Here is a 15,533-nt window from a genome sequence, read left to right as displayed (position 1 = left end):
CTTTTTGTAAGGAGGCTAATAACAACTTTGGAGTATATTTAAAAATCATATTCAGTACATGAACCGTAAGCATTTTTTATCCTCGTTCCTGGTAGCCGGTTTGCCCTTGCCCGGTTGGTCTGCGTGGCGAAGCGATGGGGAGAACGACGCCCCGGCGGCCATTTTACCCCGTTATTTAAAACCCGGCGATACCATTGGCATTACCTGTCCTGCCGGTTTCATCACCCTGCCCGAAATACAACCTGCCATGTTGCAAATGATAGAGTGGGGGTTCAATATCAAGGTAGGGGATACCGTAGGGAAAAAGGATTTTACTTTCGGGGGAACCGATGAAGAACGGGCGGGCGATTTTCAGCAAATGCTCGACGATCCCAAAGTAAAAGCCATTATGTGTGCCCGTGGGGGCTATGGTTTTGTTCGCATCATCGATAAATTGAATTTCTCCAAACTGGTTACCCAACCCAAGTGGATCATCGGTTTTAGCGACATTACCGTATTGCACTGCCACCTGAACCGGAATTATGGCATTGCCTCCATTCACTCCAAAATGTGCAACAGTTTTCCCGACGACTGGAATAAAGCGGAACCCATTCAAATTGAGACCATCCTGTCTATAAAACAGGCCCTAACCGGGCAAAAAATGAAGTATACCGTGCCGGTAAATCCGTTGAATAAACCCGGTAAGGCCGAAGGCGCATTGATCGGCGGTAACTTGAAACTCATTGAAACGCTGGCTGGCACCAAATCTGACCTGCGCACCACCAATAAGATCCTGTTTGTAGAAGATACCGGAGAATACCTGTACAGCATCGATCGCATGTTCTGGAACCTGAAACGCACCGGGAAGCTGGAAAAACTGGCCGGACTGATCGTGGGCGGGTTCAAGATAAAACCCGACGATCCGGGGGAGGAGTTTGGGCGTACCATCCAGGATATTGTGCTGGAAAAAGTGAAGGAATACCATTTCCCCGTGTGTTTCGACTTCCCCGTTGGTCACCAGCGAAACAATTATGCGTTAAAATGCGGGGTAAAACACCGGCTCTCCGTTTCTAACGAAGATGTAATACTGCAGGAAATTTAAGGGTAAAATGGTTTGCTTATTTTTGCGCATTCGTAATAATTACAACAATGGTAAAAGTTCCTCCTTATTTACAGCCAGGTGATACAATAGCATTGGTATGTCCTTCAGGGTATATGGCCATCGAAAAAGCGCAAACCTGTATAGATGTATTAAAAGAATGGGGCTATAAAGTAAAAATAGGCACTACCGTTGGCAGCCATTCCATCAATTACTTCTCCGGCACCGACGAGGAACGCCTGATAAATTTTCAACAGATCCTCGACGATGATACCGTGAATGCAGTATTGTGCGCCCGTGGGGGATATGGGTTAAGCCGCATTATCGATCACATCAGTTTCAGGAAGTTTAAGAAACAGCCTAAATGGGTGATCGGGTTTAGTGATATAACGGTACTGCATTCCCACATCTATTCCAATTATGGCATTGCTACCATGCACGCACCAATGGCCGCTGCTTTTAACGATGGCGGTTACAGGAATGAGTATGTGCAATCGCTGAAAAACGTAATGGAAGGGAAAAGTATAAAGTATGAAGTGCCCGGTCATGAATTTAACAGAAAAGGTGAGGGAGTAGGCGAACTGGTGGGTGGTAACCTGGCGATGCTGGCGCATATGGTAGGCACCCCTTCCGATATAAAAACAAAAGGACGAATATTGTTCCTCGAAGATGTGGGCGAATACCTGTACAATATCGATCGCATGATGCACCAGTTAAAACGCAGCGGCAAGCTGGACAAACTGGCCGGACTGATCGTCGGCGGTTTTAGCGATACAAAAGATACCGAGCGGCCGTTTGGGCAAAATGTATATGAGATCATTCGCGATATAGTGAAGGAATATGATTATCCCGTTTGCTTTGGTTTTCCTGTAAGTCATGAAAAAGAGAACTATGCGCTGAAAGTGGGTGTTGGCTATAAATTGAAAGTGGGGAAATCGAAGGTTATGTTGATTGGTTGAGTTGACGGGTTAACCAGTTAACCAGTTGACCAGTTAACCAGGAAAAAGGAAGTTGAGGGTTGATAAGGTTGATAAAGTTGATAATGGGATGAGATATGAAAGAGGTGAGAAATGAAAATAGTGGGAATATTACATCTTCGCGAGCCATCTCTGCCTTCTGCCCTCTGCCTTTTGCCGTTTCATGTTTTTACCATTTACCCGTATGAACCTACCCGAACACTTATTACTGTGGGACAAGATCCAACGCTTTGCGTTTGACGACCCAAACGCTACTATTACCTTTTCGAAAAAGCTGGCCGATCAGCAAAGATGGTCGGCCTTGTATACCCAACGGGTTATTGAAGAATACCGCCGATTTATTTTTTTGTGTTGTATTTCACCCAATGGCGCATCGCCATCCAAGGCAGTAGATGAAGCCTGGCACCTGCATCTCACCTATACACAATCTTACTGGAATGCATTCTGCAAAAATACCCTTGGTAAGGATATTCATCATTATCCATCCAGCGGTGGTGAGCAGGAAGATCATAAACATACCAACTTGTATGCAGAAACGCTTGACTTATATGCAGCTGTTTTTTACTCCCCGCCACCGGCCGATATCTGGCCACCCCCGGTAAAACAGGAGCAGGCACGGGTGCCTGCGCAGTCAATATTAATGCCGGAAGAACCGTATAAAATGGGAACGGGGATGATAATGAGAGCTGTAATACTACTATTATTCCCTTTTGCATTCAATTACTTTATCACCGGAATAGTATTTCCCTTCTACTTAAATGGACCCCAATTCTTATTGTTTTATGCTATGCTTGTAGCGGCTGCGCTGTTGGTACACTACCTGATGCGGCAGGACAGATTACAGTTTATGAAAAAAACGATAGATGCGGTACCCCTGGATGATCTCAATATATTTCAATTAACGCATTTCGTATATGGAAAGGAAAGGGCTTTACAAACTGGCCTGGTAGACCTGTACAGAAGAGAACTGATATCGATAGAGGAGCGGAAAATTATAGGTCATCAAAACAAATACCGGGCGACTGAAAAGGAAGAGAATCCGCTTATTCCGGCCCTGTTAGTCAGTTCTGATGAAAGTTGGGCTTATTATACAGATATCGAGACCTGGTATAGGCAACAGCCGTTTGTACATCCGGCCATTGAAAAAATATTCAGGCTCAGTGAAGAAAATGAACCCAGAAGAAAAAGATACCTGGTAATAGGGATGGTTTTATTCATTGGGCTGGCGCGTATACTACAGGGATGGAACAATGACCGGCCTGTTACTTTTCTTTTTATAGAAGTAATAGCTTTAGTATTAGGAGCGGGGTTGTTAAGCTATGAGTTTTCAACAAAGACATATGCTTATGTAAAACTAAAAGCATTGTTGTTGGATAAAGCAGGCAGTAAACGATTGCATCCTGATCCCGTGGTTAATGATTTTGCAATAAACGGTAAACAGGTGTTGGGTTGGCTACCGGCAACGATCATGCTGGAATCGATGATCGTTCTTTTTCCTGTAGAACCTCAGACTGTTACCAGTCGTGATAGTAGTAGCAGTAGAAATGACAGCAGTTGTGGTAGTAGCGGCAGTAGTTGCGGTGGCAGCAGCGGCGGTAGTGGCGGCGGCTGTGGTGGTTGCAGCAGCAGTAATTGAATCTGTCCGCTTTGTTTGGTTCCACGCTGCGTTTCACGCACCGATTATACCGTTCTACGTGTTTCACGCGGCTTAATAATTTGGTAACATAGCATTCCTTGCACGTTTGACAAACTCCGTTATACCTTTGTATAACCAAAGACAATAGCATGAGATCCGACGAACGAGGGGCTTTGGGGTACAAGTCAACAATTAGGAATCCGATCATTGCGATCGTTGTTGTAATTCTCCTGGTCCCGCTAATAACAAGCACCGTTTACTACAAAGTTTTATCTCCTTTTTCCCTTCCCGATCTTTCTTTTGCCCTTTTCTTTCTTTTACTCGCCATTAGTTGTATGCTCTCTTATTTATTACTGAAATTTGAAAAAAGCCTGGCGCTCCAGCCATTATTAAAAGCTGCCTTTCCAGTAAATGCCACCATCTTTCAACTCGCTTATTTTTCGCTTAATTTATATTTTTTAACCAAAGACAAGTATATGAAAATTGAAGAACACAGGGGCATTTGGAGTAAGATCCAACAATTTCCCCTTGATGACCCAAATGCAGCCATTACCTTCTCGCACAAATTGGCTGCCACGCAAAACTGGTCGCCCGACTTTACTGCACGGGTTGTTGAGGAATACCGGAAATTTCTCTTCTTATGTTGTATCTCTCCAAATGGCGCTTCACCCTCACAGACTGTAGACGAAGTCTGGCACCTGCACCTCACTTACACAAAATCGTATTGGACCGATTTGTGTAAAAACACACTCAACATAAACATTCACCACAACCCATCCCAGGGAGGGGATGAAGAAGACCACAAACACCGTGAGTGGTATGCCGAAACCCTGCTATTGTACGAGTCGGTTTTTGGCACACCACCGCCGGACGACATCTGGCCACCGCCGAAAATGGAATTGCCAATACCAGAACCGGCCTGGCATCTCCGAAATGAAATGATTGTTCTTTTTGTAATTCTGTTATCGCTCCCGCTCATTATTAGTGCCATCCGGCACGACGTTTTATTTCCCTTCGCACTCCCAGGTCCGCAATTTTTAGTTTTCTTCCCACTACTGGCACTAAGTTGTATAATTTGCCACATCATTCTTCAGTACGACAGAAACCGGCCTTTACAACAACTGGTAGTTGAACACTTTCCCACAGATGCTACTATTTTTCAAACAGCACTATTATATTATGGAAAGCATCGGTCTGTACAAACAGGTATTGTAGACCTGATACGCAGGAATTTACTCAGTGTTTCTTCGGACGAAGTTTTCACGCTTCACAAAAACCGGTATCAAAAACTGGTAAACGAACAGAACCCGTTAATAGCAGGTTTTCTGAACGAAGAACGCGAAACGGTAGAGTATAGCACCATAGCGAGTGTGTGGTACAGAGAAGAATATATACGGCATCCGGCTTTGCAAAAGTTGCGTTCGCTGGCGCAGTGTAAAGAATCTTTCCTGAAAAAGTACAACCTGCTACTTATTCCTTTTGCAGTATGCATTATCAGGTTCTTCCAGGGAATGTATAACAGTAAACCGGTAACCTATCTTTTCGGTGAAATGCTCGCCCTGGTGGCAGTAACAGTGTTGGTACAAGTGACCACATCGAGGTATGCAATAGTATTAAGCAAAATAAAAGAACTTATACATGATCCCTTCGGGGCAGTTTTGCGATATGATGATGAAGTGGTTCTCTCGTATGCCCGGGGTAAGAATTCAATTGAAGTTTTTGCTGAAGGACTCTTGCTGGTAACCATCTTCACTCCCTGGGCCAGCCTCGATCATAATAACCCATTACCTAAACCCGGCGATGGCGGCGGGGGCTGCGGCAGCAGTTGTGGTGGCGGATGCGGTGGTGGTTGTGGGGGCTGTGGAAGTTAGTATGATCTTAGTTTTATGTTCAAAGTGTATAGTTCAAAGTTTTAGTGTTTTTAAAAGATGCCAGAGACCCACGGTTTCTGGTTTGTTGTTTATATACCCGACATAAAAAAAGGTGCGCTCCGCCATGATGGAACACACCCGTTATTCGTCAACTATTCCAAACTATAATTTTCTCCTGTGCTGTTGTTGAAAGATTAGATTGCTTCCCTAAAGTTCTATATTTTTGTTGATAAGTCAAATTGATTGATATTATAGAACCATAGATAAAATCTATTATGACGTTTGTACAGTTGGAATATGTGGTAGCAGTAGACACCTACCGGCATTTTGCCACCGCCGCCGAGCATTGTTTTGTTACCCAGCCTACCTTAAGTATGCAGGTGCAAAAACTGGAAGAAGAACTGGGCGTAAAACTTTTCGATCGCAGTAAACAACCGGTTGTACCTACCGAAATAGGCGTGGAGATCGTTGAGCAGGCACGCCGCATCCTGTCGGAAAAGAACGTGATCAGCGAAATGGTTCAAGCCAAAAAAGGCATCCTGACCGGCGAACTGCGTATTGGCATTATTCCCACCCTGGCTCCTTATTTACTTCCGCTATTCATACAAAGTTTCTACAAAAAGTATCCGCATATAAAACTGGTAGTGCAGGAACTGATGACCGAGTACATTGTTACCCGCCTGCGCGAAGGACGCATCGATGTAGGCATACTGGTAACGCCCTTACAGGAGAACGGTATCAAGGAACACGTGTTGTTTTATGAAGAGCTGCTGGCTTATGTTTCGCGCAAGAATACGGCCTATAAAAAAACATATGTACTGCCGCAGGACATTGACCCGGAGAAATTATGGTTGTTGGAAGAAGGTCATTGTTTCCGATCGCAGATTGTAAACCTGTGCGAATTACGCCGCGCCAGTGAAATGGGCACCCATTTCGAATATGAGGCCGGCAGTATTGAAACCCTGCGCCGGATGGTGGAATTGAATGATGGCATCACTATATTGCCCGAGCTCACCACGCTCGATATGACGGCCCGTCAACTACAACTCATCAGGCATTTTAAAAAGCCCGCCCCCATGCGCGAGGTGAGCATTGTAGTGCACCGCGATTTTGTAAAAAAGCGCCTGATCGAAGCGCTGAAAGAAGAGATCATTAATGCGATCCCGGATAAAATAAAGTTGAATAAGGATCAAAACGTTGTTCCTATTTAGCAGGTGCCCGAAGCTTACTTCCTGCTTCGTTATCTAAGCAAAGAATCCATTATTTGTTTATAAACAGGAAAGTCAGGGATATCATTATGTTTTGCTCCATTAATCGTGATATACTTATCCGTAGGCTTCAAAAATGATATCAATTTTTTTGAATTACGAATGGGAATAGTATAATCATCGGTGCCATGGAATATCACCACCGGGTTGGTGATCTCCTTCAGGTACTGCCAGGTAGGTACTTTAAATTTGATCATATTGTTTACCGGGTATACCGGTAACCAGGTTCCGATGAGGGAAGGAAAACTATAATACGGTGATTCCAGGATCAATGTTTTGCAGTCGCGCAAGGTAGCCAGCTGGGCGGCAATGCCAGTGCCCATTGATTTACCGTAAATGACGATGCTGTCTTTCGCAAACCTTGCCCGCGCCAGTTTGTAAAATACCAGTGCCCAATCGTACAACTGCTTTTCGGTGAATTCGCCGGTGCTTTTGCCAAAACCGGGATAGTCGATCATCCACACATCATAGCCCCGGCTGGTAAAATCGGGCGCCGCCTTCGCATAATGGGTAATGTTTTCTTTATTGCCATGAAAATACAACACCACGCCTTTAGGTTGCGGTTGATTGGCCGTAAACTGAATGATGTTGATGTTCGATTTCCGCGTGTAAGGCAGGTTCACTTCCTTGAACGGATAGGGAAAGCTGTATTGCGACTGCCGGGTTATTTCCTGCGGATGGAACAGTATTTTATCCTGTCCGTAATAAATGACAATCCCAATAATACAATATATGAGAATGAATAATTTAAGCCAGCGAAAGAGGATCTTCTTTTTCATAACAGGGCTGCAAGGTAACACGTCCTGAGCGAAGTCGGAGATCAATATTTCAGGATGTCCCTGATAAAATTGTGGTATTCGGGAAAGGAGGGCAGGTTGTTATGGCGGCCGCCAACAATCCTGATGAGGGTGATCTTATGGGGATTGATGGCCTGCAATTTTTCGCTGTGCCTGATGGGGATCAGCCGGTCGCGGGTACCATGAATGATGTAGGTGTGGCAGTTTACATGGCGGATCCATTTATCGGTGCGCAGCTGGTACCGTAAAACCCAGTTTACGGGCAAGATGGGCAGGAACCGTTTTACCACAATGCGGAAATTATAATACGGTGAATCAAGAATGAGGTAGCGTGGTTTGTTGTCTGAAGCGATCTTTGCGGCAAAACCACTGCCGATACTGCGGCCATAAACAATAATGTGGTGTTCGGGATACTTTCCAATTAAAGTATTATAAACAAACTGCATATCGTCCAGCATGTCCTTTTCACTGCGTTTACCGGTGCTTTTGCCAAAACCCCGGTAATCAACCAGCACTACATCGTAATCGTACCGGTAAAAATCACGGGCATACTTAGCCCAGCCTTTTATACTGCGGGTATTGCCATGAAAATACAGGATCAGTCCCTTTGGATCGGGGCGGTAAAAGTGCAGGCCATTGATGCGCACGCCCGGCGACACATCGAAATTTAATTCATTGAACGGCACATCGTACCGGAACTGAAAATCGGCTGGTAATTTTTCGGGTTTGAATATAAACCGGTCCTGGATGAAATAAGCTACTATGCTCAATAGCAGCAGACCTCCAATAATATAGTAAACGAACGTAGGCAATTGTTATGGTTACAGCATACAAGTTACTGTTTTTCATCTTTGCCCTTTACTTTGCCCGCCGTCCGCGTGCCGCTGAAGCTTTAGCGGAGGCGCAAGCTTTAGCGTAGGCGGGCCTTCTCTTACAAGCTTTCTTCCCCACCATGATAAACCCGTTTCAGGCTCAGGTTGGGTACCGGCGCCACAATAAGCGGGAATTTTTCGATGGTCACATTGCTCACGTCCAGACCAAAACCGCGTTCTTCCGACAAACTGTATTCCTTCACCATGAAGTACAACCGCATGATCATTTTCTCGAAGAAGGGGAGTTCGATATCCTGGCTCAGGTATTTTTCCATTACAATAAACTGGAAGTCGCCCACCACATTGTTCCGTTCCAGGCTTTCGTACCGGCTGGTAATATTCACCTCTTTATTGGCTACCAGGTCGGCCACCACTTTACGGAACATGAGGTTGATCTTGGGCTCCATTCTGAACCCTAACCGGAATTCAACCCTGATGATGTCATTGGGAATAATGTGTTCTACCGAATAATCGCAGGTATATGGATCGTCGAGGGTATCAACGTGCACAAACCAGTAGATATCTGCCCGTTTGGGCTTTTTATTCAGGATGGAATAAATGATCTTATGCTCAATTTCCTTGGGGTTATTGGCGCTGGTTAGGTATACCAGGTGCGTGGAATATTTAGGAACGGTTTTGTCGTTGCTCAATTCCTGGATCTGTGGTATATAATGTTCCAACCGAACAAACTCCACATACCGGTTCTTGATCTTACGGCTGCGGTACCAGATGTACATCACAAAGAACAGGCCGCCGCCTACCAGCAGGGTTACAAAACCACCATGCGGGAATTTTTCCAGGTTGGCAAACAGAAACGACAATTCCAGGGTGAAGTAAACGATCAGGAACATATAGATCCACATGGGTTTGGCCCGCCGGCTTACCAAAAAGTTGGCAAACAGGATGGTGGTGGCAAGCATACAGATGGTGATCGCCAAACCATAAGCCGCATCCATATTGGAAGATTTCTTAAAGTATAGAACCATGCCCACGCAACCTACAAACAACAGCATATTAATGCCGGGAATGTATAACTGACCTCTTTCTTCGGTGGGGTAACTGATCTTCAGTTTGGGCCACAGGTTCAGGCGCATGGCTTCACTGATAAGCGTAAACGACCCGCTGATGAGGGCCTGGCTCGCAATGATGGCCGCGGCGGTGGAAATTAAAATGCCCGGGATCAAAAACCAGTGCGGCATCATGGCGTAGAACGGGTTGAACCCCGCACTGATCATCTCGTGGGTTATTACCTTGCCATGGAAGTTCGAAAGCAGGTAGGCGCCCTGGCCCAGGTAGTTCAGAATGAGGGTAGTTTTTACAAATATCCAGGAGTACCGGATGTTGGCCCGGCCGCAGTGGCCCAGGTCACTGTAAAGGGCTTCGGCCCCAGTTGTACAAAGGAACACGGCTCCCAACAGCCAGAAACCTTTGGGATAGTTTGCCAACAGGTCTATTGCGTAATAAGGGCTGAGGGCCTTAAAAATATGCAGATCGTCTAACAGGTGTGAGGCGCCCAGCACGGCCAGCATACTAAACCAGCAGAGCATGATGGGGCCAAACATTTTGCCTATGGCAGTAGTTCCAAATTGTTGCAGAAAGAACAGTACGCTCAAAATGGCAATAACAATATAAACAATAGTACGATCTTCAATTTGGCCCAGGTACTTGATGTTGCGTAAACCCTCGATGGCGGAGGTAACCGAAATGGGTGGCGTTATCATCCCATCGGCCAACAGGGCGGCGCCTCCCAGCATGGCGGGTATCACCAGCCATCTTCTTTGCCTGCGCACTAGTGCGTATAACGAAAATATGCCTCCTTCGCCGCGGTTATCGGCTTTCAGGGTAAGCACAACGTATTTGAGAGTCGTTTGCAGGGTGAGTGTCCAGATAATACAGGACAATGAACCCAGAATCAATCTTTCATCTATAGTCCGGCCCCCGGTAATTGCATTCAGAACGTACAATGGAGATGTTCCGATATCGCCATAAATAATTCCTAACGCAATAAGTAGGGTGGCTACGGTAACTTTGTTAATATTTTTGCCCACGATAGTTGTCGCTTATCCCGTTATCAAAGGGTTTTTTGTAAAAATAATAGAACCCCGGGTTAGTAACCCGGGGCGCGCTGGTACAAAGGTATACGTAAAAAAATTAATTCTCTACGATATCTTCAAATCAGTAAGGCTACGAAATGTATGCATTTTGAGTTGTTTCTGAATCATGAAAAATGAATGCTTAAATTTATATTGAAAGTTTGGGCAGTCGTTTAACAATCAGTAATTTGGCATATAACATGTATTGCACCATCATGACGAAATATTGCGAAAAAATCGGGCGGAAAGGGCTCCTGGTAGCACTGTTGCTGGTTGCTTTTCCCTTCATTAGTACCGCTCAGAAGATCACCTATTCCGAAGCAGAAAGGGAAGACAGCCGTCGTACAGATTTTGAGATCATTGGGAAAATAGGTGAGAATATCCTGGTTTTTAAAAATAACCGGAACGAAAACGCCATCAGCGTTTACAACCAGGATATGAAATTATTGGAACGGGTGAAAGTTGATGCGTTAGACGACCGTTGGATCAATGTGGATTTTGTGCCGTACACCGATCACGTATGGATGATCTACCAGTTTCAGCGCAGAAGCATAGTGTATTGCATGGCGGTTAAGCTCGATGCCAATGCCAAACGCCTCACTGAGCCGGTAGAACTGGATACTACCCGCATTGGCTGGGCTGCCAGTAATAAATTGTACACCACCGTCTTCAGCGACGACAAGCAAAAGATCATGGTGTTCAAGATCAATAATAAGAATCCCAAAAACTTCCTGTTCACCACCCTGTTGTTCAATGGCGAAATGCAATTGCAGAACAAGCACCATATGAGCATGGCCATGGAAGAGCGGAACGATTTTTTTACCGACTTCCTGCTGGATAATGATGGGGATATGGTGTTTGGCAAATTTGTGCGAAAGAACGGGAGCGATTACATCACCAACCTGGAGCTGATTATTAAAAAAGCGGGCGAGGAGAAATTCACTACCCGCGATCTGGAACGTAAAGACGAACGGGTACTGGATGAAGTGAAGGTAAAAATTGACAATACTAACAAGCGTTATTTGTTTTCGGCCCTGTATTATAAACAAAAACGAGGCAATGTAGAAGGGTTGTACACCGTGATTTGGGATAAAACAGCCGATTCGGTGCTCAGGGAACAAATGCTCACCTTTAACGACGACCTGCGTAAACAGGCCAAGGGGCCCGATGCCAACCTGCGCATTGCCTTTAATGACTATTTCATTAGTGATATTATCATAAAGCGCGATGGCGGTTATTTACTTACTGCAGAATCAATGTATACTACATCGCGCGGTGGTACGTTTAATAGGTGGGATTACCTGGGTTGGAACAACCCCTGGTCGTCGCCACTTGACTATAATTACTGGTCGCCCTATTATAGTCCCTGGCGGTCGCCCTGGAACAGGTATGGAGGTTCAGCTGCTACCCGGTATCATGCAGAAAACATCATGGTGCTGTCGTTCGATAAGGATGAAACACTGCAATGGAGCAATGTGATCTCCAAAACGCAGTTTGACGATGAAACGGATGCCCTGGTATCGCATACCTTGATGAATACAGGCGGCGAGTTGCATTTTTTATTTAACTTATACGAACGCAGGACCTTATTGTTGAACGATCACAGTGTTGACGCCGAAGGTAAAATTACCCGGCACCCAACACTGAAAAACCTGGAAAGAGGCGTGGAATTCATGCCCAGACTGGGTAAGCAGTTAAGCACCAATTCCATACTCGTTCCCTGTCAATACAGAAACTATCTTACGTTCGCCAAAATTGAATTTTAAATTACTGTTTGAGTGACAGGAATATTCAAGCAAAAAACCTCCAGCAATATCCTGTTATTGCTGGTTTATGGTTTAATTCTGAAATTTAATTGCTTTCTGCACCCTGCCGGTCCAATACAACAACCGGAAGATCATTTCTTATACAACTGGCTCATTGAGTGGTTAAAACCACTGCATATACCGGCGGTTATATACGTGCTCATCACTTTTTTGCTGCTCTACAGCCAGGCGCTTTTATTCAATCGCATTTGTAACGACCAGAAGCTATTGCCCCGGCAAAATTATCTGGCGGCCATGGCGCATATGCTCACCACCTCGCTTTTTGTGGAGTGGAATTATTTTTCGGCCCCGCTGCTGGCCAATACCTTTCTCATCTGGATCTTTTACCGCATGACCACCCTGCCCACTATTCAAAAACCGGGACCAACCATTTTTAGTATTGGGGTGCAAATAGGCATTGTTACATTATTATACCGCCCGGCGGTTGTATTTGTATTGCTGATCTTGCTGGCCCTGTTCATTATGCGGCCTTTTCGCCTTAGGGAGTGGGCTATAAATATCCTGGGTATTACCATGCCGTATTATTTTCTGGCGTTGGTGCTGTATCTGGGTAACAAATGGGACTGGAACAAGATAAAACCGGCTTTTAGCATCGGTTTGCCTGCCATTCCCTCATCGGTATATACCACCATCAGCATAACCCTGTTGATTATACCATTTATGATCGGGGGATATTATGTACAGGCCAACCTCAACAAAATGTACATTCACGTACGAAAAAGCTGGAGCCTGTTGTTGCTGTACCTGATTATGGCCATGCTGATTATTATGGCCGATGGCGGCAATAATTACATCAGCTGGATGTTGTGTTCGGTGCCCATTACCGGCTTTCACGCCGCCGCTTATTTTTATCTCAATTCCCGCCGCCTGCCCATGATCATTCACTGGATCTTGTTTGGATATGCGATCTATCTTAATTACTGGCTTATCTAATAAATTGATAGTTATAATTTTATAGTGGCTGTTCCAGGTTCCGGGCTTCAAGTTTCAACGATTCATACCTGTAACCTGTAACTTGGAACCTGTAAACGCAACTTGTGTTATCTTTGCACCTTATTTGTTCAAATTCCCGCTTAAAACAATAAATATTACCAGATGAAATTTGGTGTTGTAGTTTTCCCCGGCTCCAATTGCGATCGCGATATGCAGGATGCCTTGCAAAATGATCTGAATCAGGAAGTAATTATGTTATGGCATAAGGAAAAGGACCTTAGTATGTTCACTACAGAAGACTGTATCGTGCTGCCGGGTGGTTTTTCTTATGGCGATTACCTGCGTACAGGCGCCGTTGCCCGGTTCAGCCCTATTATGCAAAGCGTGATAGAGTTTGCCAATAAAGGCGGCAAAGTGCTGGGAGTTTGTAATGGTTTACAAATATTATGTGAGGCGCGTTTATTGCCCGGCGCATTATTACGCAATGCCAATCAACAGTTTATTTGCAAGAACGTATACATTAAAGGCGTAGGATCTGATAAAGCACTGAAAATACCTATCGCGCATGGCGAAGGAAGATATTTTGCAGATGAAGCTACGTTAGATAAACTGGAGAAAAATAACCAGGTAATATATCGTTATTGCAACGAAAATGGCGAGGTTACACAACTGAGCAACCCAAATGGCGCTATTCGCAATATCGCCGGAATATGTAATGAAGGACGCAATGTGTTTGGCATGATGCCTCATCCTGAAAGAGCCACCAATCAATCATTGGGTAATACCGATGGACACATTGTTTTACAGTCATTGCTCATAGGGGCGAATGCCGTTGCCAACCAAAAAGCTGCGTTGGTAAATTTTTAAATAATTATTAAGATAATTTGTTACACTTTTGGAACAGGTAAACTGTTTTAATAAGTAAACAAAAACAACATGAAGGTAACTCTGCTCTCACTTTTGGTAATGATGATTAGTGCTGTGTCATTTGCACAGTCAAGTACTCAGGTTAAATGGACTTTTTCTTCAAAGAAAATAGCCGATAAAACATATGAAGTGCACGCGACAGCAACTGTCACGGGCAACTGGCATATTTATTCTCAAAATGTAGGAGTGGATGGACCTATCCCTACTGCCTTTACTTTCACCAAGAATCCATTGGTTACTTTGGATGGACAGCCAAAAGAAACCGGCAAGCTGATAACGAAAGATGAAGAAGTTTGGGGTGGAAAAGTACGATATTACGAAAACAAGGTTGAATTTATACAGTTGGTCAAAGCAAAAAGCGCCGCAAAAACCAATGTGGCCGGTAAAGTAGAGTATATGGTTTGTAACGATGAAAAATGTTTACCGCCATCAGAAACAACTTTCTCTGTTGCCATCGGTGGTTAAAGCTGTATAATGTAAATTAATAAATGATATAAACGGGTTCTTATTGATAAGAACTCGTTTGTTTTTTAAATTCAACCAGTATCTGTTTTATGAAACATTTTGTATGGAGTTTAATAATGCTGCTTTTTATTAACTCCACTGTGGTTAAGGGCCAGGATTCAACTGCTTACCAATGGGAAGTATCCGGTAAAAAAATACAGGATAAAGTATACGAATTAACCTTCTCAACAACAGGCAGCCCTAAATGGCAATTATACGGCCCCAATGAAGTGATCAGCGATGTGCCGGCTGTAGAACTGGAGCTGGCCGATTCTTCCATTCAAATAACAAAACCTTTTAAAGAGGCAGGCGATAACAAAACATTCAAAAATCCCATTTTTGACAATGCTTCTTTTAAAATATACGAAGGCAAAGCCGCTTTTACTGCAACGATAACTTTTACCGGCGATGTACCTGCGAAATTATTAGGTACTTTTCGCTATACTTATGGAAAGAACGATGAGTTCTACCCGTTAAATGCCTATGCTTTCTCCGTACCGCTTGAAGGCGGAATGGCCGCAACGGATGATATCCGGGTACAATCGTTCGATCTGAAACACCCGGTAAGCGGTTGTGGTGATGATAATACCGGCGGTAAAGGCATGCTCAGCATTTTCTTCCTGGGTATGCTCGGTGGCTTTATAGCTTTATTTACGCCCTGCGTTTTCCCGTTGATCCCATTAACGGTTTCGTTCTTTACCAAACAGTCTAAAGACAAAAAGAAAGGAGTAACCAACGCTCTCCTGTATGG

The 15,533-nt window shown here is 44.5% G+C and carries 12 protein-coding genes and 1 pseudogene; 10 read left to right on the top strand and 3 right to left on the bottom strand.

Annotated elements, in window-relative coordinates; translation table 11 throughout:
* Window positions 1-247: 247 nt before the first annotated feature.
* From ACJ751_RS01425 to ACJ751_RS01405, 5 genes are all read left to right on the top strand, one after another.
* Window positions 248-1,081: an LD-carboxypeptidase gene (locus ACJ751_RS01425; RefSeq protein ID WP_407743591.1), complete on the top strand. Its 834-nt coding sequence runs from the start codon at window positions 248-250 to the stop codon at window positions 1,079-1,081.
* 47 nt (window positions 1,082-1,128) lie between these two features.
* On the top strand, window positions 1,129-2,037 hold the full coding sequence (locus tag ACJ751_RS01420; RefSeq protein WP_407743590.1) for an LD-carboxypeptidase: 909 nt from the start codon (window positions 1,129-1,131) through the stop codon (window positions 2,035-2,037).
* A 202-nt stretch (window positions 2,038-2,239) separates the two neighbouring features.
* Complete coding sequence (locus ACJ751_RS01415; RefSeq protein WP_407743588.1) at window positions 2,240-3,691, top strand: glycine-rich domain-containing protein; 1,452 nt, start codon at window positions 2,240-2,242, stop codon at window positions 3,689-3,691.
* Between the two features lie 149 nt (window positions 3,692-3,840).
* Window positions 3,841-5,562 carry a glycine-rich domain-containing protein gene (locus tag ACJ751_RS01410; RefSeq protein ID WP_407743587.1) on the top strand — a complete coding sequence of 574 codons (1,722 nt, stop codon included), beginning with the start codon at window positions 3,841-3,843 and terminating at the stop codon, window positions 5,560-5,562.
* A gap of 275 nt (window positions 5,563-5,837) precedes the next feature.
* On the top strand, window positions 5,838-6,773 hold the full coding sequence (locus tag ACJ751_RS01405) for a LysR substrate-binding domain-containing protein (RefSeq protein ID WP_407743585.1): 936 nt from the start codon (window positions 5,838-5,840) through the stop codon (window positions 6,771-6,773).
* Between the two features lie 29 nt (window positions 6,774-6,802).
* On the opposite strand, the gene ACJ751_RS01400 is transcribed toward ACJ751_RS01405, so the two are convergent.
* From ACJ751_RS01400 to ACJ751_RS01390, 3 genes are all read right to left on the bottom strand, one after another.
* Window positions 6,803-7,609, bottom strand: coding sequence for an alpha/beta hydrolase (locus tag ACJ751_RS01400; RefSeq protein ID WP_407743584.1), 807 nt, complete (start codon window positions 7,607-7,609; stop codon window positions 6,803-6,805).
* 41 nt (window positions 7,610-7,650) lie between these two features.
* The gene (locus ACJ751_RS01395; RefSeq protein WP_407743583.1) at window positions 7,651-8,439 is read right to left on the bottom strand and encodes an alpha/beta hydrolase; all 789 of its coding nucleotides are present in this window, start codon (window positions 8,437-8,439) and stop codon (window positions 7,651-7,653) included.
* A 119-nt stretch (window positions 8,440-8,558) separates the two neighbouring features.
* Complete coding sequence (locus ACJ751_RS01390) at window positions 8,559-10,547, bottom strand: KUP/HAK/KT family potassium transporter (RefSeq protein ID WP_407743582.1); 1,989 nt, start codon at window positions 10,545-10,547, stop codon at window positions 8,559-8,561.
* Between the two features lie 260 nt (window positions 10,548-10,807).
* Between ACJ751_RS01390 and ACJ751_RS01385 the strand changes: the two genes are divergently transcribed.
* The 5 genes and pseudogenes from ACJ751_RS01385 to ACJ751_RS01365 form a co-directional block, all read left to right on the top strand.
* A complete protein-coding gene (locus tag ACJ751_RS01385; RefSeq protein ID WP_407743581.1) occupies window positions 10,808-12,358 on the top strand; it encodes a hypothetical protein in 1,551 nt (516 codons plus the stop codon).
* Window positions 12,359-12,370: 12 nt separating this feature from the next.
* A complete protein-coding gene (locus ACJ751_RS01380; RefSeq protein ID WP_407743580.1) occupies window positions 12,371-13,351 on the top strand; it encodes a hypothetical protein in 981 nt (326 codons plus the stop codon).
* Window positions 13,352-13,513: 162 nt separating this feature from the next.
* On the top strand, window positions 13,514-14,218 hold the full coding sequence (gene purQ, locus ACJ751_RS01375) for a phosphoribosylformylglycinamidine synthase subunit PurQ (RefSeq protein WP_407743579.1): 705 nt from the start codon (window positions 13,514-13,516) through the stop codon (window positions 14,216-14,218).
* A gap of 69 nt (window positions 14,219-14,287) precedes the next feature.
* Window positions 14,288-14,743: a protein-disulfide reductase DsbD domain-containing protein gene (locus tag ACJ751_RS01370; RefSeq protein WP_407743578.1), complete on the top strand. Its 456-nt coding sequence runs from the start codon at window positions 14,288-14,290 to the stop codon at window positions 14,741-14,743.
* An 89-nt stretch (window positions 14,744-14,832) separates the two neighbouring features.
* Window positions 14,833-15,533 (top strand): annotated as a pseudogene (locus ACJ751_RS01365) (cytochrome C biogenesis protein); the annotation flags it as partial.

This window comes from Niastella sp., from assembly GCF_045805085.1.
In the GTDB taxonomy this organism is placed as follows: Bacteria; Bacteroidota; Bacteroidia; order Chitinophagales; family Chitinophagaceae; genus Niastella.
This window is presented reverse-complemented; position numbering and strand designations above follow the sequence as displayed.

Bases quoted from the DNA above. Each gene is read 5' to 3' on its own strand.
- ACJ751_RS01425 (WP_407743591.1), top strand. From the start codon at position 248: ATGTTGCAAATGATAGAGTGGGGGTTCAATATCAAGGTAGGGGATACC.
- ACJ751_RS01420 (WP_407743590.1), top strand. From the start codon at position 1,129: ATGGTAAAAGTTCCTCCTTATTTACAGCCAGGTGATACAATAGCATTG.
- ACJ751_RS01415 (WP_407743588.1), top strand. From the start codon at position 2,240: ATGAACCTACCCGAACACTTATTACTGTGGGACAAGATCCAACGCTTT.
- ACJ751_RS01410 (WP_407743587.1), top strand. From the start codon at position 3,841: ATGAGATCCGACGAACGAGGGGCTTTGGGGTACAAGTCAACAATTAGG.
- ACJ751_RS01405 (WP_407743585.1), top strand. From the start codon at position 5,838: ATGACGTTTGTACAGTTGGAATATGTGGTAGCAGTAGACACCTACCGG.
- ACJ751_RS01400 (WP_407743584.1), bottom strand. From the start codon at position 7,609: ATGAAAAAGAAGATCCTCTTTCGCTGGCTTAAATTATTCATTCTCATA.
- ACJ751_RS01385 (WP_407743581.1), top strand. From the start codon at position 10,808: ATGACGAAATATTGCGAAAAAATCGGGCGGAAAGGGCTCCTGGTAGCA.
- purQ (WP_407743579.1), top strand. From the start codon at position 13,514: ATGAAATTTGGTGTTGTAGTTTTCCCCGGCTCCAATTGCGATCGCGAT.
- ACJ751_RS01370 (WP_407743578.1), top strand. From the start codon at position 14,288: ATGAAGGTAACTCTGCTCTCACTTTTGGTAATGATGATTAGTGCTGTG.